The organism is Psychrobacter sp. 4Dc, from assembly GCF_002836715.1.
Classification (GTDB): Bacteria; Pseudomonadota; Gammaproteobacteria; order Pseudomonadales; family Moraxellaceae; genus Psychrobacter.
Window position 1 is genome coordinate 73,119 of the sequence record NZ_PJAT01000147.1, and the last position, 17,288, is coordinate 90,406.

Sequence of the window (17,288 nt, forward strand, 5' to 3'; positions counted from 1 at the left end):
TATGCGTAGGCTTTATACCCAAAATAAGGTAAACTGGCGCGCGTCTAAAACAGGCTCTCATATTGAGACGTTTTAGACAACAGGGCGATATTCATTAGTTTCAATATTCATAGGTCTCATTAAGACCAAAGTATAAAGAACAAGGGGCAACACATGGCCATCAATGCAGTATTGCTAGCAGTTATTATCATGCTAGGACTGTCACTTTCGCGAGTGCACGTGGTGCTCAGTTTATTAATCGGAGCGTTGGCAGGTGGACTGCTAGCAGGGCTTGGTATTACTGATACGCTCAATGCTTTTCAAGAAGGCATCCGTAATGGCGCAGAAATTGCGCTGTCGTATGCACTGCTTGGGGCGTTTGCGGTAGCGATTGCTCATTCGGGCTTGCCGCAATCGTTGGCAGGCGCGGTCATCAAGCGTATTGATGCTGCTGGCACGAGTGGCATGATTAAGTACATGCTGTTTGCAGGCCTCATTACCATGAGCTGCTTTAGCCAAAACTTAATCCCTATTCATATTGCCTTTATTCCGCTACTGGTACCGCCACTATTGTTAGCATTCAATCGCATGCAGATTGATAGACGCCTGATTGCTTGTCTGATTACGTTTGGACTGGTCACCACCTATATGTTTATTCCTTATGGCTTTGGTGATATCTATCTCAATCAGATTATGCTAAAAAACGTGGGTGAAGCGGGCATTGATGTTGCCAATATTTCTGTGGTGCAAGCCATGGCGATTCCTGCATTGGGTATGCTAATTGGTTTACTGGTTGCTGTATTTATCAGCTACCGTAAGCCACGCGCATATCAGCAGATTGCGATAGATCAGCAAGCGCATGATGCCTTCGTAGAAGGTGATGCATTAAGCAAAACTGCTGCTGGTGCACAGTCGCAAAGCAAGCTAAAGACACTGGTTGCACTGGCTGCTATCGTGACGGCTTTTGTGGTGCAGCTATATACTGATTCGCTACTACTTGGCTCAATGTTTGGCTTTGGTGTGTTTATGGCGACTGGCGTGGTGAAGTGGCGTGATGCTGACGGCGTCTTTAATGACGGTATTAAGCTGATGGCGATGATTGGCTTTATTATGATTACCGCGCAAGGCTTCGCTGAAGTGATGAAAGCCACTGAGCAAATTCAGCCATTGGTCGATGGCGCAGCTTCACTATTCGCTGGTAATAAAGCGATGGCGGCATTTATCATGCTATTGATTGGTTTGATTGTGACTATGGGTATCGGTTCTTCATTTTCGACCATTCCTATTTTGGCTGCGATTTATGTGCCGCTGTGTATTTCATTAGGGTTCTCGCCGTTGGCTACTGTGGCGATTATCGGTACGGCTGGCGCACTTGGAGATGCAGGTTCGCCTGCGTCAGATTCGACATTGGGGCCAACCTCTGGTCTAAATATCGATGGACAGCATGACCATATCAAAGACAGTGTGATACCGACATTCTTACATTACAACATTCCGCTACTGGCATTTGGTTGGATTGCAGCGATGGTGCTGTAGTAAGTGATTTGAACGACTGGGTCTGATATAAAGGGCGAGTATAGCTATAAGCTATGCTCGCCTTTTTTATTTCTCTTTATTGCTTAATTAATATGTTTTTTAATACTCATCATCAAAATCTTTTATCTCACCATTTAAACTACTCAAAAACGCATCGCTTTGCGCTAGCAATTCATTTAAGCGTTCTTCATTGACGAGCCGTGTCATTTCATCAGCGCTAAAGGGTTGCTCTTGACTGTAGTAGCGTTGCTCCCTAGCGTCCTCATTGCCTAACGTTTGTAAATACTCATCCACACTGTCTGCACTGGAATCAGCAGCGCTAGAGTCTTTTTCAAATTGTTCATCATCTTTCATCAAAACCACCTTATGCCGCTTGGCGTAATTAAGCCATCTAGTGGCACATCCCACGGTTGACGCGCTAATTGTTCAACCACTTGAAAATCATAGCACCAGCCTATCTTTAACGGCCTTGAAGCCCCTGAGCGATAACTTTTCCCAAGCGTCGTATCATAGAACCCGCCACCCATGCCCATTCGGTTGCCATGTTCATCGACCGCGACTAACGGACAAATAATCACGTCTAGTTCTGACGCCCAGAGCAGGGCGCGACTGTGGTTCTGTTTCATGCCTAATTGATGAATGCAAGTGGGGATATTAATCAATTTTGAATGATAAACAGGTACGAAGCGCAGGCGTTTATCATCATTGCCATTGCTAGTACGACCAAGAGAACCAACAATTGGTAAATAAGGTAAATAGCCTAAGCGTTGACACCAGTCTAATATTAGCTGAGTAGGTAGCTCACCAAAGCCATCATAATAAAGCCCAATGCGTGCATGTGTAGGCAATCGCTGCTGTAGTTTGGTCAAATGTAAGCTTGCAGACTGAGCAAGTTGTCTACGTTCTCCATCGCTCAACTGACGGCGTTGGCGAGTAAAGTGTCGTCTAGGCGGGTTACTTAGTGTGGGCTCTTGTGAGTTAAAAGTTTTTGGCTCAGTGGGCATAGTTTTAGAGTGCATAGGTATCTTATCCAATGAAGTATCAGATTGGTGATGACAGGCGTTTTTAGACATTCGTTCTTAGGCATCGCTCAAGGCTATTTGTGAATATTCAACACGCCTTAGTCATGCTATCATAACGCCACTTTACATCGTATTTCCGTTTATGTGCAGCAGCTGTTGCACTTTTTATCGTTCAGTTATTTAACAACAAACCAGTAAAGAGGGTAGTTATGTCGACACAGAATCAGGCAACTCGTACCGAAAAAGACACCATGGGCAACGTAGAAGTCCCAGCTGATGCTTATTGGGGTGCGCAAACTCAGCGTAGCCGCGAAAACTTCAAAATCGGTGGTGAGACTTTACCGCGTCCAATGATTGAAGCGATGGCACTGGTCAAAAAAGCCGCTGCGATTACCAATGCAAGCCTAGAGCGTATCGAAGGCGACAAGCGCGATTTAATCGTACAAGCCGCTGACGAAATCATCAATGGCGGTCTGGTCGATCAGTTCCCATTGGTCGTATGGCAGACAGGTTCTGGCACTCAGTCAAACATGAACATGAACGAAGTATTGGCCAACCGTGCTAACGAAATCGCTGGTTCTGAGCGTGGCAGCTATACGCCGATTCACCCAAATGACCATGTGAACCATGCACAGTCTACCAACGACAGCTTCCCAACAGCAATTCGTGTGGCTGCTGCGCGTCAAATCAACAGCTTATTGATTCCAGCGGTAACAGCACTACGCGATACGCTCGCTGCAAAAGCCAAAGAATTCGATAGCATCGTAAAAATCGGCCGTACTCATTTACAAGACGCCACGCCTTTGACTTTGGGTCAAGAATTTAGCGGTTATGTGAGCCAACTTGACCATTCATTGACTCGCATCGATAACGCGCTACAAGGTCTATATGAATTGCCACTAGGCGGTACAGCGGTTGGTACGGGTCTAAACGCCCATCCTGATTATGCAGTAAAATCGGCTGAGCAATTATCAACATTGACTGGTCTGCCGTTTGTGACGTCACCAAATAAGTTTGAAGCATTAGCGGCTCGTGATGCTGAAGTATTTGCTTCAGGCGCATTAAAAACCTTAGCAGCTAGCTTGAATAAAATCGCTAACGACGTACGTTGGTTGGCATCAGGTCCTCGCTGCGGTCTAGGCGAATTGACAATTCCTGAAAATGAGCCAGGCTCATCTATCATGCCGGGTAAAGTGAACCCAACTCAGTCAGAAGCGATGACCATGGTTGTCGCTCAAGTGATGGGTAACGATGTCACTATCAGCATGGCTGGCGCGTCAGGTAACTTTGAGCTTAACGTTTATAAGCCAGTAATTGCCTTTAACTTGTTGCAATCTATCCAGCTATTGGGTGATGCTTGCAACAGCTTTAACGAAAACTGTGCGGTTGGTATCGAGCCAGTAAAAGATAAAATCGATGACTTCTTGCATAATTCATTGATGCTAGTCACGGCATTGAACCGTCATGTTGGTTATGAAAATGCTGCGAAAATCGCTAAGACTGCTTATAAAGAAAACAAAACGTTGAAGCAAGTTGCGGTTGAGTTAGAGCTATTAACTGAAGCTCAGTTTGATGAGTGGGTAATTCCTGCTGATATGGTACATCCTAAGTAAGCTATCTAATAGTTTTTTAGAATAGTAAAAAGACCTTGTCATGTAATGTGACAAGGTCTTTTTTCACGATTTTAGAGTTAATCCTGATTTTTTATGCTCTTATATTTACTCACTAGGGCATAAATAAAGTAAAGGGTATTGAGGGTGTTATTGGAATAGAGCATTCTAGTGTCAGAGTTTTTACTTCTTAATAGTACTTTTTAAGTTCTTTATTTTAGCCGTAGCAGCATCTATTTTCTCTTTTTTCTTCAATGCTTCAAGTTGTTCGTCTAGTATTATTTCAATTCCAACTTTCAGAGTGTCGAAGTTTTCAAGACATGTGTTCTCGTCTAACTCATGTATTCCTAAACTTAATATAGAGTAGAGTTCCTTATGATCAACTAAAAATGTTGGCAAATAGGCTTTTAAAAGCTCAATTTTCCCATCCATTCTTGCTCTTTGAAAATCGCCTTCTGATATTGATTTATTCTCAATTGCTTCTTGATAAGCTTGTTGGATTAAATATTCAAATACTCGTCTTAAATAAACAAAAGAACCTATTCCAACACCGTTAGCAGCGAGGCCTATTGCACGCGTAATCTCTTTCATTTTTTCAGTAGATAGCAACTTCTTATATTGTTTTATTTCATGTAAATGTATTGTGGCTACTGACGGGTATTGTCCTACTTTCATAAGAGTGCTTTCTATAGCATCGTATAAGCAATAGTATCTGAGAATGTTTCCATACCTTTTGCAACGGATTTGAAATTCTCCAAATCCACCGTGTAAAAGATAGTGATTAGAAGGGTTAAAGAGATGACCTAATGTTCTAATAGTTTCAAAGGTTGTTTGAGTTTTACGGAATGGATTGTAACCATCAATATCATTTCTTGCATCTTGATTAGTTATTAATGCTTTGAATTCTGCATCTTTCAAATCTTTAATAGTAATTTTTGTATAAAGAGGAGTATCGAAAAGAAAAGCTTCTAAAGAAAAATCCATTTATATTTCATCTCTTATATATTATTAGCTGTTGTATTGAGCTCATTAATAGAGTAACTGAAGATATCTGTTTATTATGATATTAAGCACTATCTTGTAAACAATCAACCACAAAAAAAGCCGAGCAAAATGCTCGGCTTTTACATATCAAGCTTTTAAGCTCAACTAGAACTTATAAAGCAAACCAAGCGTAGTCGCCGCTTCAGTACGCGAGTCTACCATTGGGCTATCGTATTGCTCATTTGGTACATAGCTCACGCTTTGATTGGCAAATCCTGCCCAGCGCTCATTAAAGTCATAGTTGGCACTGATATTGATATATGGGTTCAAGCTTGAGTTAGATTTATAAGCGTCAACGCCTGTTTTAGCAGCCTCTTTTTCACTGACACCATAGTAGTATTCATTGTAGTCAGCATCATGATATTCAAAGCCAATACTTGGATAGAGCGTTAGCTTGCCTTTAGTGATTCTAGAAAGGTAGGTCAAGCGAGCCGTATTACCGCCACTACGATCTAATACATCAGCACCTATTTGGGCGCGAATGCCACCGATAGCGGTACGACGCTGGTAGCTTAGACCTGCTTCTGCTGAGGATTTACGCTCATCCAAGCCTTGCAGTGCGCCATTGGCATCATCAGGTTCAAACTCAGAACCCGCAAGCTTGGCATAGGCAGACAGCTGATTGACACCATCATTGATCAGATACGCACCAGCTTGCGCACCGCGTACATAGACTTTATTGTTATCATAAAATGCACCTGGTAGCACGCGCACTTCAGTACTGTCTTCGAGATCATAGGCTGATTTGACTGCCATGACATTGACCCCAACGCTAAGCTCAGCATCTTTGTCAGTCGGCAAGTTGTCATTAAAAAGTGCGGCGTTAGACAGGCTAGCCACACTAAATAGTGCAGTAGCGGTAAACGCGCTAAACATAGTGCGTGTAGAGATATTAGGTAGCGCTGCAAGTTTTAACATAATTGGATCTCGTAAGTGAGTATAAATAACTGAGTGGTGCGAGTAAGCAAAACGTGTTCAAAAGAGTAAGCAATAAAAGGAATCAGTGATGTTGGTCAGTATGCTGTTTTTGGGAGCTATATAGCAATGATAGATAAGTATGAGCATTTACTCAATGGCTTTTAGTACTTGTAGTAATTGCTGGTGAATATCTTGCCACCACCAGACAAAACCAATGCTAATAAGTAGCATCGCAAGCCATGGTAATAGCTGCCAAATAACGGAAGGTTTTTTAAGTGCTTCGGGTTCAATACTATTATGAACAGCTTCATTACTTAACGGTGAATTGTTAGCAGTAACGCTTTCAGCATATATGTCTGCTGTATTCGTTTCATTGTTGGCAAACGCAGTATCTTGCTCGGTTGAGTTGGCATCAAGGTGAGGTGACTGGTCGATAGAGTTGGCGTCATAGCGGCCTTGATTATCATGTTGTTCACGATATTGGCCACTATACTGACTGTTATATGATGAGTTGTCGTGAGTACTGTATGAGTAGTTGGTTTGATAAGAATTGAATGTGCGCTGATGCTGAATCGCTGCGTTTTGTATAGCGACTGCTAGACGCTGACGGTAGCCAATGGCAAAAGCCAATGCAATTATTAGTCCTGTGATTGCGCCACCGATATGACCAGCATTATCAATTCCCGGTACGGCAAACCCATAGACGAGGTTGATGCCCATAATAAATATCAGGCTTTTTAGATTGAGCACCATGCCATTGACCGATATTTTAAACAGTGCAGCAATTAATAATGCCGCGCCAATACCCATGATACCGCCAGACGCCCCAGCTGATAGCCCAGGCTGTCCCGTACCATCCAAAATACTTTGCCACGTCACATAGCTGTTGAGTAAGTTACCGCCAATTGCCGCCAATAAAAATAACGCCAAAAACTTGGCTGAGCCAAACATCGGCTCGGCAATCTGCCCAAAGAAATACATGGCAAACCCATTAAACAATAAATGCATCAAACCAATGTGCAAAAACGCACTGCTGACCAAGCGCCATGGGTCATCCATCATCGTTAAGGGTAAGGCGTTGGCACCCCATTTAACTAACGCTTCAGTTGACGGGTTATTGGCATCGACGCCCGTGACTAGCTGCATGACAAATAGCCCGATAAAGCTGGCTAATAGCAGGGTAGTGACGGGCGCTGTTTTTAATAATTGTTGAATGGTCATAAAGGCTAACTGTCATCAAAAAGTTATAGAGACAGTATAAAGGGTATGAGCAAATTATGTTATGTGTAGCCGGTTTTAAACGTTGATTGTTCTACAATCAGCCGCTCTAAAAACGACCCACTTTGAGGTTTTCATACGTGCCTTTTACCAAGATATTATCCGTGACAGTATTGATATCGGTATGACCACAGAATGCCATTGAGATATCACACTCTTTATAGATAATTTCGAGCGCGCGGCGTACGCCATCTTCACCATAAGCGCCCAATCCATAGAGAAAAGCGCGACCAATCATCGTGCCTTTTGCACCTAGCGCAATCGCTTTTAGCACATCTTGACCAGAGCGAATGCCACTGTCTAACCATACCTCGATATCGCTATCCTCAGCATGGACAGCTTGTACGATGTCAGACAGCGCAGAAATAGAAGATAACGCGCCATCCAATTGACGACCGCCATGGTTTGAGACGACTAAGGCATCCGCGCCACTGCGAGCTGCCATAATAGCATCTTCAGGCTCCATGATACCTTTTATGATAAGTTTACCGCCCCACATGTCTTTGATACGCGCCACATCGTCCCAGCTCAGACGCGGATCGAATTGCTCTGCCGTCCAAGCAGAGAGTGATGACAGATCCTCAACATTTTGTGCATGACCGACGATATTACCAAACGTGCGACGTTTGGTGCCCAGCATATTCATACACCATTGCGGCTTGGTCATGAGGTTTATGATATTGGTTAGTGTTGGCTTAGGCGGTGCGGATAGACCGTTTTTGATGTCTTTATGACGTTGTCCCAGCACCTGTAAGTCCGCAGTCAAAATCAACGCAGAACAGTTTGCTGCTTTGGCACGGCGAATCAAATTGGCCATAAAGTCCTGATCACGCATGACATAAAGCTGAAACCAAAACGGCGCACTGGTATTTTCAGCGACGTCTTCGATAGAGCAGATACTCATGGTCGATAGTGAAAAGGGCACGCCGAATTTTTCAGCGGCGCGTGCGGCATGTATCTCACCATCTGCCCACATCATGCCGGTAAAACCCGTTGGGGCGATGGCTACAGGCATCTTGACTGGCTCACCGATCATACTCGTTGCCAGACTGCGGTTATCCATATCGACCAATACGCGCTGGCGCAGCTTGATACGGTCAAAGTCAGTCTCGTTATTACGATAGGTGGTCTCAGTCCACGAGCCTGAATCGACATAGTCATAGAACATACGCGGCACTTTACGCTCAGCAACGCGGCGCAGATCTTCGATTTCGGTGATTTTAGTTAAGTCTTTCATAGGTTTATCTCTTATTGCTGTCATGTTTTAACTAGAAGGCAACCTTAACCTAACGCTACTAGATCTAGTTTAATAGCGTCAGCTTGCCTGATTATCGTCCATTCAGTTTTCTACGGGAAAATTTGCCACAAAAAGACATCAGTCCAAAGAATGTTATGGGCCAGAGAACGGCTAAAGCCCACCACCATATTTGACCGAAGATGATAGCCATACCGATCAAACCTGCTTGCACGACATAATAAATCATCGCTAGCAGTGTTTTGCGAATCACATAGCCTTCTTTATCCACCAAGCCGACTACTGCGCAAGCAGCTACCACATTATGCACCGAAATCATGTTACCAGCCGCACCACCCACAGCTTGCAAGGCTATTACTTGTGCTGCAAGGTCGCTATTGAGTCCGATCTGATTGGCTGTTGACCATTGAAAATATGAAAACATCATATTGCTAATAGTATTTGAACCGGCGATGAAAGCACCCATTGCCCCAATCCATGGAGACACTAGCGGCCACGCATTTTGAAAAGCATCGGCAGCACTTTCAGCCAGTAATATTGGCATAGCCGGTAGCGCAGTAGCGACTTCAGCGGCTGAGCCTGAATTAATGAATACTTGTACCATAGGCACCGAGAATAGCAAAGCTGGTGCGGCAGCAACCATGGTCTTTGCCGAGTTACTCCAACTGCGCTTTACCGCTTGGCTATTCATTTTGAACAGTAAAATACATAATAAAGAAGTAATAATTAGAATGCTACCAGGAGAATAGGCGAGCTGTATCTTACTAGAGATTGTTGTACCAAAAAGATTAGTAAGGCTAATGGTTGTTAAATCCCCTACCAGAAAAGCTTTGAGTGGTGCAATCACTCGAGTTATGACCAATAAGGCAATCACAATGAAATAGGGCGAAAATGCACGAATTAAAGAGAACTTTGGGGTTGCTGAATCATCATATTTTACCTCGTCTAAAGTACCCAGCCAGTCTTTGTCCCATTTTGCGCGAGGGGCAAAATCAAAAGTATCTTTAGGCATCAAAAAACCACGCTTAGCAGCGGGAAGTACAATTAACAACCCAATGAAACCGCCAATGAGTGAAGGGAACTCAGGCCCTAGAAATTTAGCAACCAAAAAATAAGGAATAGTAAAGCAAAGACCTGCAAAAATGGCAAATGGCCATACTTTAAGCCCTTCTATGAAGGAGCGTTTTTCACCAAAGAACCTTGTCAAAAAAGCACTTAAAATTAAAGGTATCAAAAACCCAATAAGCGCATGTACAAGGCCTACGTTAGCTGTAATCTGTAATAAATAATTTTCGGCAGTAGTAGGGGCAATGGACTGTGCTAAATCTTGTTTATCAGTAATACCAGACCAAACGCCAAGTAGTAGAGGCGTACCAACTGCACCGAATGATACGGGTGTAGATTGAATGATAAGAATAACCATGACCGATGCCATCGCTGGAAAGCCTAAAGCCAACAACAGCGGAGCACCCACTGCAGATGGTGTTCCGAATCCTGATGAACCTTCTACTAAAGAGCAGAACAACCATGCCACAATGATCGCTTGGACGCGCCTATCAGGTGAAATATCCATAAAGCCCTTACGTATGGCGACAAGAGCGCCGCTTTCTTTCAGCGTATTCAGCAGTAAAATAGCTGCGAATACAATGAATAAAATAGTAAGTGCCACAATAATCCCATTAACAGTAGCAGCCGCTACCTGAGCACCACTAGCGTGCCAAATGAAAAAGGCTAGCAGAGCTGTCACCAAATAGGCAATACTCATAGATATCTTAGCTGGCAGGCGCATAACTATGAGTAGTATGAATACAACGAGAATTGGCGCTAAGGCTAAGAAAGTGTACATAATTAACAGTCCTTATTGTTATTAACAGTCCTTATTGTTGTGTATACCAGCTTATTTTTTACTGGTTTTAAAGTCATACTAAGTTATTACTATAGTCGATACACTCTAAAAATGTCATAGCGCTACTGGGATGAATTTTGCGCAGCCTCTGGGAACGCAGCACGCAAGTAAAATTTATACCAGTAGCGCGTTTAAATCCATAACAGTTTTACATTCAGCTAACTATATTTATTAAGGCGTGTTAAACACGCCCTAATAGTTGCTCTTAGGTGCTTTCGCTGAGAATTGTATGTATATGATTTAACAGAGTGCAAGGTTAGAGAGTTGAGATTATTGATCAGTAAATCATTAGCATTAGTATAATCAATTTACCAAACAGAATATAAAAGTAGTCTAGCAAATATTGAAATACCATACTAGCTAAAATTAGCGGTAGATATTCTAATATAAGAAATTTAAAAGCTCTATAACATCAAAACAAAGTGCCGTTAGTTGTGAGCTAACAGTTGCTGTAAATCCATGACTGAAAATGGATAGTCTAATCGTTTGGATGGCGTCAAAATCACAGGAATAGCTGTGGAAAATTCCATCATCAGCGCCTCATCAAAGTCTGCAATATCGACATTTTGGTAGCTAATCGGTTGTACCGCCTGAAACTGAATAATTATTTGCTCGGCGATGTCACATAAATGACAGCCCGAGGTGCCCAGTAGCCACCATTGATTATTATTTTCAGCGCTGTCGAGGTTTGGATTTGCTGCAATAACACGCGCTCGTAATACTTCTATATTATCATCATGCATGGGTAGTCTCTTATCTTCATACTGATTGCAAAGCGCTGATGCTCAGCACGCGCTTATTTAAAATGTAAAATACTTTAACGGTCATTACATCATAAAGAAGTGGGGTAAATAATGACAGCGATTGTGAGATTAGGTAAGATGACCTGCTATTGATCGTTATTAATGACTAATGCTCAATAGTTAATAATTGGCTATAAATAGCCCGTTTACAATCATTGATTCTTGGTTATGTCTCATAGTCATTGATAGAGTATCTATCTTATCTTATTACTTTTTTAACCACTCGGATACCGCGCATGGCAAGTTTTGGCACATTTATCAAACGTCTGTTATTGGCAATTATGCTATTGGTTGTCGCATTCCATATATTGGTTGTTGGGCTACTATTAATTTGGAAAACACAGCCAATTAACAACAGTATGTTTATGTTGACGCATCGCCTAACGGGCGGCACAGTCACTCAGACATGGGCTGAATATGATGCGATTGCCAAATCTGCCAAGCAAGCAGCGATTGTAAGTGAAGACTCGACGTTTAGTCAGCACAGTGGTTTTGATTTTAAAGGTATCAAAGCGGCGCAAAAGAAAAATGAAGAGACAGGCAAAATGTCTGCTGGTGGCTCAACGATTACTCAGCAATTGGCAAAGAACTTGTTCCTAACTTCGCATCGTTCTTATGTGCGTAAAGCTGAAGAGGCTGTCATTACTGTGATGATTGAGACCTTGTGGGACAAGCAGCGTATCTTGACCGCTTATCTTAATGTGGCAGAATTTGGTAATGGTATCTATGGTATTGATGCCGCCGCGCATCATTATTTTGATAAGTCTGCGGCCAATCTAAACCGAGATGAGTCAGCGCTTCTGATTGCGATGCTTACCAATCCAAAGTACTACGAAGACAATCAAGGCGATAAGCGTTTACGTAACAAGCAACGTATTATCAAAAAACGCATGAAAAATGCTGTATTACCGCAAGCAGCTTCGTAAATATAAAGCATTAGGGTTGGGCTAGATTATAGGATCGGCTATTTCGAATAAAACTAGGACAGACCCTAGAAAAGACAGAACGATAAAAGATGATGGCGTATCGATAACGCAAAAGGAGTAGTGACGTGGTAGAGATAACTAGTAATCAGGGCAGTGGTGATGTTAACGATATGATTGACGTTAATAATGTTGAAGATGGTGCTAACGACAATATTGATAAAGCGATTAGTATAGATAGTAGTGTAGATAATATCCAAAATAATTTAGCAGAAATCGAATGGCAACGCTCAGAAGATGGCAGCTATTCACCGAGCAGTTATATCAATCGTGATTTGTCTTTACTACAGTTTCATCTGCGAGTATTAGCGCAGGCATCTAGTTCACGTCACCCATTGCTTGAACGCTTATTTTTCTTGATTATTTTTTCATCCAATCTTGATGAGTTTTTTGAGATTCGTGTCGCTGGTATCATGCAAAAGCTCAACATCGGTGATGTATCTACCAGTGCTCATGGCATGCGTCCTAGCGAAGTGTTAAACGAGATATCTATTATCACTCATGCTGCAATCAGCGAACAGTACCGTATTCTCAATGAGGATATCCTGCCAGCACTTGCGCTCGAAGATATCCGCTACCTAAAACGTGATGAGCTCAATGCCGAGCAGTCTGCATGGATGAAGCGCTATTTTACGGAGCAAGTCGTACCCGTATTGACGCCGATTAGTATTGATCCGGCACATCCATTTCCGCGTCTGGTAAATAAAAGCTTAAACTTTATCGCTACATTAGAAGGCAAAGACGCCTTTGGACGTGATATCAACTTGGCGATTGTGCCTGCGCCGCGCAGTCTACCGCGTGTGATTCGTCTGCCAGATGAGCTAACTGGTGGTAAAGAGCATCATGTGATGCTATCCGCTATTATTCATGAGCATATCGGTGAGCTATTCCCTGGGATGAGTGTGACAGGCTGTCATCAATTTAGGCTGACACGTAATGCCGATTTAGACTTGGCTGATGATGTCGAAGACATTGCCAAAGCACTAGAAGGCGAGCTCGAAAACCGTCGCTTCGGTGATAAGGTGCGCCTTGAGGTCACAACCGATTGCCCAACACATATCAGTGAGTATCTGCTTAATGAGTTTGAGCTGCATGACAATCAGCTATACCGTGTCAATGGCCCAGTCAATCTAACGCGTTTGCTATTTGACTTTAATATTCCTGCGCTACGCTACCAGCCATTTACTCATGTCGTGCCAAAGGCATTCCGCCGAGAAATGGATAAGTCAGATAAATCGACCAGTATGTTTGCTGCCATGCGTAAGAGCGATGTGTTGGTTCATCATCCTTTTCATGCCTTTTCTCCGATTATCAATTTACTTTGGCAAGCGGCCAGCGATCCTAAAGTATTGGCAATTAAACAGACTTTATATCGCTCAGGCACCAATTCAGAAATTGTCAAAGCACTTGCCGCCGCCGCTCGTAATGGCAAAGAAGTCACGGCTGTTATTGAGCTGCGTGCGCGTTTTGATGAAGCGTCTAATATCGCAGTTGCTAACTATCTACAAGAAGCAGGCGCGGTCGTGGTCTACGGTATCGTCGGTTACAAGACCCATGCCAAGCTCATGCTAATCGTACGCCGCGAGGACGATCGAATCCGTCGTTATGTTCATCTAGGCACTGGTAACTATCACGCGGCCAACGCCAAGGTTTATACGGACTATGGTCTGTTTAGCGCTGACCCTGATATCTCAGAAGACGTTCACAAAATATTCCAAGAGCTAACCGGCATGGGCAAGCCTGCCAACCTCAAAAAACTGCTACATGCACCGTTTACTTTGCATGAAAAGTTGATGAGCTTTATCGATGATGAAATCGCTCATGCCAAAGCGGGCAAACGTACTCATATTATTATCAAAGCCAATGCACTCACTGAGCGACGTCTCATTGATAAGTTATATGATGCCTCGCAGGCAGGCGTTAAGATTGAGCTTATTTTGCGTTCAATGTGTTGTCTACGTCCGCAAGTAAAAGGACTCTCTGAAAACATCACTGTGCGTTCTGTTATCGGTCGGTTTTTGGAGCATACACGCGTTTATTATTTTTATAATAATGGCGACGAGCGCTTATACTGCGGTAGTGCAGACTGGATGGATCGTAACCTATTCCATCGCGTAGAAGTGGCGTTCCCGATTGAGAACAAGAAACTATTTAAGCAGATTTATCAAGATGGCTTGATTAACTACTTACAGGATAATACGCAAGCGTGGACACTTGATGGCACTGGCGTTTGGCAGCAGCTACAGCCAGCAGCAGGTGAGGAGCCACATGTCGCACAAGAGCATTTATTAAAAACGATCAATCGTGTCGAGGAATCTAGCTAATTCGTAAAAGTACCTTCAGCTAATAATCAACTATTTAATTATCTATCTAACCAAGCACTGGTAAATACTGGTGCTTGGTTTTTTGTGCTCACCAATTGTAAAAGTTACAAACTGACTTGCAACCTCACAATTATTCACATATTGATACGGCAGTACACTGGTGCATTACCCAAGGTCATACCTATAATTAATATCAATTCTGACGCTACTTGATAAGTATTGGTTACTCATTTGGGCGTTGGTACAGTCTCAAAACGTATATCTATTTAATGTTTCAAAACAATTTAATAAAATCATAATAATAGGAAATAAGCTATGAGTACTACTAACGATGACAATTCAGATATAAAACAAGCTGTAGAACAGGTAAATGGTCAGGAAGTTGAGAAGAACTTAGCAGAGAATAAAAAAGTCGACGCTCCTGAATCATTAAGCGAAGAAGAGCAAACGCCTTTTATCGATGATGATCTACGTACTGATAAGTAATCTATAACATCGAACATCGACCCAATAATTAATAATAACCAATAATAAAGCGAGGGACGCGCCATGACTATGCAAGAACCTATAGCAACAGAAACAACGGAAACAGAAGAAAAAATAATCGTGGATGACCCTGCTAGTAATCAATTAGAAAACCCTAAAGATAGCTATGCAGGGCGCAAGCACAAGCCTGAAATCGATGGCCCTGAGCAAGACTCGCAAGAGACTGACGAAGTTTATGCTGATCCACGTAAAGAAGAAAATCTTCCAGCTGGTGGCAAGAATGCAGCAGAACTAAGTGCCTACGACTTGAGCCAAAAAAGTAATGAGTAAAGGACTATAGATAACAGCGTGCTAACCAAATCGATAAAATTATAAATATAGAAAGAGGATATGATAATGCAAGCCAAAGACTCAGCAATAGACAAGACAAAGGTACTAGGATCTGATGATCATAGTGCAATTGAGAGAAATACCACTGAGAACAAAGGGACTGATACTTTTGATGAGTCTGTGGTCGACTCAGAACATGTAAATGATAATGACAATCCAGCGCGCCAACCAGATCGTCGTGATCAAGAAGGTAGTACCGCATTTGATGACAATATCAATGAAGATACTGTCGGTAGTGCAGCCCCCAAGAGTGAGGGTATTAATGATTTAAATCGTTATGCCAACATTGATAACGCACAAACTCGCATCTTAAATCCTGATGAAAAAGATTAAACAGGGGCAAATCTCAAAAAATATAGTGTTTCTTGGGTTAGATAAGTAATTATCATAGTAGGGAGTACCAATGAATAACTCGGATAATGAAAGCGTCAATAGTGATCATAATTTAGAAGATGCAGATGACAATAATGGTATTGTCCCTGATGATGCATTACAAAAAGTAAATCCAGCTGCAGCAGAAAAGGCTACGGAAGATCATGATCCACATAATGTCGCTAAAAGTAATAAACAGTATGACAGTCCATTGATGGAAGATAAAAAGTAAAAACTCACTACATCAATAGCTATTAGTATTTGTACATAAATAGGCATCTGTACATAGATAAAAAGGCACTGTGTTTGATACGAGTTATATACTCTTACCAAACACAGTGCCTTTTTTGCTTTCTATGCTATATAGGTGAAGTAGGTATAGAAAGGAGACATTTTTTATGCAGGTGTACCACTATGAAAACGTAGCTCAGCATCTGGGCTACTGATTAATTCAGCCTCTACTTCTTTAAAGAACGCGACACGCTCGTCTATATTCTCATCTGACAATGTTTGAGCAAGCGCAAGATAATCTTCAAAATGACGGCTCTCTGACTTGAGTAGATAACGATAATATTTTGCTAAGCGTTCATCATCGATGACTTCGGCCAATGCTGCAAAACGCTCACAAGAGCGCGCCTCAATAAATGCCCCAATTATTAATACATCAACCATCGCTGCTGGCTCGTAAGTGCGTTTATGCTTCAACATACCTTTGGCGTAGCGTCCAGCACTTAGATATTTCCACTCTTGACCGCGCTCATTCATGATACCCAGTACTTGCTCGTAGTGCAGCATCTCTTCTCGTATCAGCTGTGCGAGTTTACACTGTAAGTCATACGAGAACTCATAACGAAATATCAAATTCATCGCGGTGCCAGCGGCCTTTTTTTCGCAGTTGGCATGATCTTGAATGATCAATGGCAAGTTTTCAATCGCAGCATTTACCCAGGCTTGCGTGGTTCGAGCACCCAAGAAGTTATAAACAGGAGATAAGTCTACCTTTATATGAGTGCGCAGATGCGTAATATCGATGCTATCTTCTTCAGGCAGCTCTTTTTCGATTAGATCTGCTTCAGCACTATTATTTACAGTTTGAGAAACATTTTCTTCGACAGATTTTTTCTCGATACTATCGTTATCTATAGTATTTGCTGTTGATTGTAATGTCGTGAGGTCTTGTTGATTGATAGTCATAGTCTAAGAAAGCTTTATTTATGAATGGTAATACGAGTAATTATATCGTTAGTCTGACTTAGATACGATGCTAAATAACTGACATTCATCAATAGGTGTTTATTAATAGATAACGGTTAAGCATAATTAAAGGTGTCAATGATTACTTACGGTTTATATTAACGTTGCTGCATCTATTTCCCAGATGA

Annotated in this window: 17 protein-coding genes; 8 read left to right on the top strand and 9 right to left on the bottom strand. The window is 42.3% G+C overall.

Features of this window, described 5'->3' with window-relative positions; genetic code table 11:
• Positions 1-153 precede the first annotated feature (153 nt).
• Complete coding sequence (locus CXF61_RS13080) at positions 154-1,515, top strand: Na+/H+ antiporter family protein (RefSeq protein WP_165598523.1); 1,362 nt, start codon at positions 154-156, stop codon at positions 1,513-1,515.
• A gap of 99 nt (positions 1,516-1,614) precedes the next feature.
• Here the strand turns inward: CXF61_RS13080 and CXF61_RS13085 are convergent, their stop codons facing one another.
• A complete protein-coding gene (locus CXF61_RS13085) occupies positions 1,615-1,869 on the bottom strand; it encodes a hypothetical protein (RefSeq protein WP_165598524.1) in 255 nt (84 codons plus the stop codon).
• Positions 1,869-2,534: a 5-formyltetrahydrofolate cyclo-ligase gene (locus CXF61_RS13090; protein WP_227526702.1), complete on the bottom strand. Its 666-nt coding sequence runs from the start codon at positions 2,532-2,534 to the stop codon at positions 1,869-1,871. The genes CXF61_RS13085 and CXF61_RS13090 overlap by 1 nt, the downstream gene beginning before the upstream one ends.
• A gap of 212 nt (positions 2,535-2,746) precedes the next feature.
• Between CXF61_RS13090 and fumC the strand changes: the two genes are divergently transcribed.
• Positions 2,747-4,150 carry a class II fumarate hydratase gene (gene fumC / locus CXF61_RS13095; protein WP_165598526.1) on the top strand — a complete coding sequence of 468 codons (1,404 nt, stop codon included), beginning with the start codon at positions 2,747-2,749 and terminating at the stop codon, positions 4,148-4,150.
• A 180-nt stretch (positions 4,151-4,330) separates the two neighbouring features.
• Here fumC and CXF61_RS13100 read toward each other — a convergent pair whose 3' ends face one another.
• The 6 genes from CXF61_RS13100 to CXF61_RS13125 all read right to left on the bottom strand — a co-directional run bounded on the left by CXF61_RS13100 (position 4,331) and on the right by CXF61_RS13125 (position 11,291).
• Positions 4,331-5,131: a short-chain dehydrogenase gene (locus tag CXF61_RS13100; RefSeq protein ID WP_165598527.1), complete on the bottom strand. Its 801-nt coding sequence runs from the start codon at positions 5,129-5,131 to the stop codon at positions 4,331-4,333.
• Positions 5,132-5,296: 165 nt separating this feature from the next.
• Entirely contained in the window at positions 5,297-6,109 is an 813-nt protein-coding gene (locus CXF61_RS13105) for a MipA/OmpV family protein (protein WP_165598528.1), read from the bottom strand.
• Between the two features lie 147 nt (positions 6,110-6,256).
• Positions 6,257-7,330, bottom strand: a complete 1,074-nt coding sequence (locus CXF61_RS13110; RefSeq protein ID WP_165598529.1) for a rhomboid family intramembrane serine protease — start codon at positions 7,328-7,330, stop codon at positions 6,257-6,259.
• 106 nt (positions 7,331-7,436) lie between these two features.
• Positions 7,437-8,624: an alpha-hydroxy acid oxidase gene (locus CXF61_RS13115; protein WP_165598530.1), complete on the bottom strand. Its 1,188-nt coding sequence runs from the start codon at positions 8,622-8,624 to the stop codon at positions 7,437-7,439.
• Between the two features lie 91 nt (positions 8,625-8,715).
• Positions 8,716-10,488, bottom strand: coding sequence for an L-lactate permease (locus tag CXF61_RS13120; RefSeq protein WP_093071257.1), 1,773 nt, complete (start codon positions 10,486-10,488; stop codon positions 8,716-8,718).
• Positions 10,489-10,976: 488 nt separating this feature from the next.
• Positions 10,977-11,291 (bottom strand): glutaredoxin family protein, encoded by a 315-nt coding sequence (locus tag CXF61_RS13125; RefSeq protein ID WP_165598531.1) that lies wholly within the window; start codon positions 11,289-11,291, stop codon positions 10,977-10,979.
• Between the two features lie 296 nt (positions 11,292-11,587).
• On the opposite strand from CXF61_RS13125, the gene mtgA reads away from it, so the two are divergent.
• From mtgA to CXF61_RS13150, 6 genes are all read left to right on the top strand, one after another.
• Positions 11,588-12,277, top strand: a complete 690-nt coding sequence (mtgA, locus tag CXF61_RS13130; protein ID WP_165598532.1) for a monofunctional biosynthetic peptidoglycan transglycosylase — start codon at positions 11,588-11,590, stop codon at positions 12,275-12,277.
• A 170-nt stretch (positions 12,278-12,447) separates the two neighbouring features.
• On the top strand, positions 12,448-14,658 hold the full coding sequence (gene ppk1 / locus CXF61_RS13135; protein ID WP_413775343.1) for a polyphosphate kinase 1: 2,211 nt from the start codon (positions 12,448-12,450) through the stop codon (positions 14,656-14,658).
• 315 nt (positions 14,659-14,973) lie between these two features.
• On the top strand, positions 14,974-15,144 hold the full coding sequence (locus CXF61_RS14055; RefSeq protein WP_193834238.1) for a hypothetical protein: 171 nt from the start codon (positions 14,974-14,976) through the stop codon (positions 15,142-15,144).
• A gap of 63 nt (positions 15,145-15,207) precedes the next feature.
• Complete coding sequence (locus CXF61_RS13140) at positions 15,208-15,474, top strand: hypothetical protein (RefSeq protein ID WP_165598533.1); 267 nt, start codon at positions 15,208-15,210, stop codon at positions 15,472-15,474.
• A 66-nt stretch (positions 15,475-15,540) separates the two neighbouring features.
• Positions 15,541-15,867, top strand: a complete 327-nt coding sequence (locus tag CXF61_RS13145) for a hypothetical protein (protein WP_102092250.1) — start codon at positions 15,541-15,543, stop codon at positions 15,865-15,867.
• Between the two features lie 70 nt (positions 15,868-15,937).
• Positions 15,938-16,138 (top strand): hypothetical protein, encoded by a 201-nt coding sequence (locus CXF61_RS13150; RefSeq protein ID WP_165598534.1) that lies wholly within the window; start codon positions 15,938-15,940, stop codon positions 16,136-16,138.
• 164 nt (positions 16,139-16,302) lie between these two features.
• Here CXF61_RS13150 and CXF61_RS13155 read toward each other — a convergent pair whose 3' ends face one another.
• On the bottom strand, positions 16,303-17,100 hold the full coding sequence (locus tag CXF61_RS13155) for a MiaE family protein (RefSeq protein WP_193834239.1): 798 nt from the start codon (positions 17,098-17,100) through the stop codon (positions 16,303-16,305).
• Positions 17,101-17,288 lie beyond the last annotated feature (188 nt).

Coding starts and splice junctions, on each gene's coding strand:
- CXF61_RS13080 (WP_165598523.1), top strand. CDS start 154: ATGGCCATCAATGCAGTATTGCTAGCAGTTATTATCATGCTAGGACTG.
- CXF61_RS13085 (WP_165598524.1), bottom strand. CDS start 1,869: ATGAAAGATGATGAACAATTTGAAAAAGACTCTAGCGCTGCTGATTCC.
- CXF61_RS13090 (WP_227526702.1), bottom strand. CDS start 2,534: ATGCACTCTAAAACTATGCCCACTGAGCCAAAAACTTTTAACTCACAA.
- fumC (WP_165598526.1), top strand. CDS start 2,747: ATGTCGACACAGAATCAGGCAACTCGTACCGAAAAAGACACCATGGGC.
- CXF61_RS13100 (WP_165598527.1), bottom strand. CDS start 5,131: ATGGATTTTTCTTTAGAAGCTTTTCTTTTCGATACTCCTCTTTATACA.
- CXF61_RS13105 (WP_165598528.1), bottom strand. CDS start 6,109: ATGTTAAAACTTGCAGCGCTACCTAATATCTCTACACGCACTATGTTT.
- CXF61_RS13110 (WP_165598529.1), bottom strand. CDS start 7,330: ATGACCATTCAACAATTATTAAAAACAGCGCCCGTCACTACCCTGCTA.
- CXF61_RS13115 (WP_165598530.1), bottom strand. CDS start 8,624: ATGAAAGACTTAACTAAAATCACCGAAATCGAAGATCTGCGCCGCGTT.
- CXF61_RS13120 (WP_093071257.1), bottom strand. CDS start 10,488: ATGTACACTTTCTTAGCCTTAGCGCCAATTCTCGTTGTATTCATACTA.
- CXF61_RS13125 (WP_165598531.1), bottom strand. CDS start 11,291: ATGCATGATGATAATATAGAAGTATTACGAGCGCGTGTTATTGCAGCA.
- mtgA (WP_165598532.1), top strand. CDS start 11,588: ATGGCAAGTTTTGGCACATTTATCAAACGTCTGTTATTGGCAATTATG.
- ppk1 (WP_413775343.1), top strand. CDS start 12,448: ATGATTGACGTTAATAATGTTGAAGATGGTGCTAACGACAATATTGAT.
- CXF61_RS14055 (WP_193834238.1), top strand. CDS start 14,974: ATGAGTACTACTAACGATGACAATTCAGATATAAAACAAGCTGTAGAA.
- CXF61_RS13140 (WP_165598533.1), top strand. CDS start 15,208: ATGACTATGCAAGAACCTATAGCAACAGAAACAACGGAAACAGAAGAA.
- CXF61_RS13145 (WP_102092250.1), top strand. CDS start 15,541: ATGCAAGCCAAAGACTCAGCAATAGACAAGACAAAGGTACTAGGATCT.
- CXF61_RS13150 (WP_165598534.1), top strand. CDS start 15,938: ATGAATAACTCGGATAATGAAAGCGTCAATAGTGATCATAATTTAGAA.
- CXF61_RS13155 (WP_193834239.1), bottom strand. CDS start 17,100: ATGACTATCAATCAACAAGACCTCACGACATTACAATCAACAGCAAAT.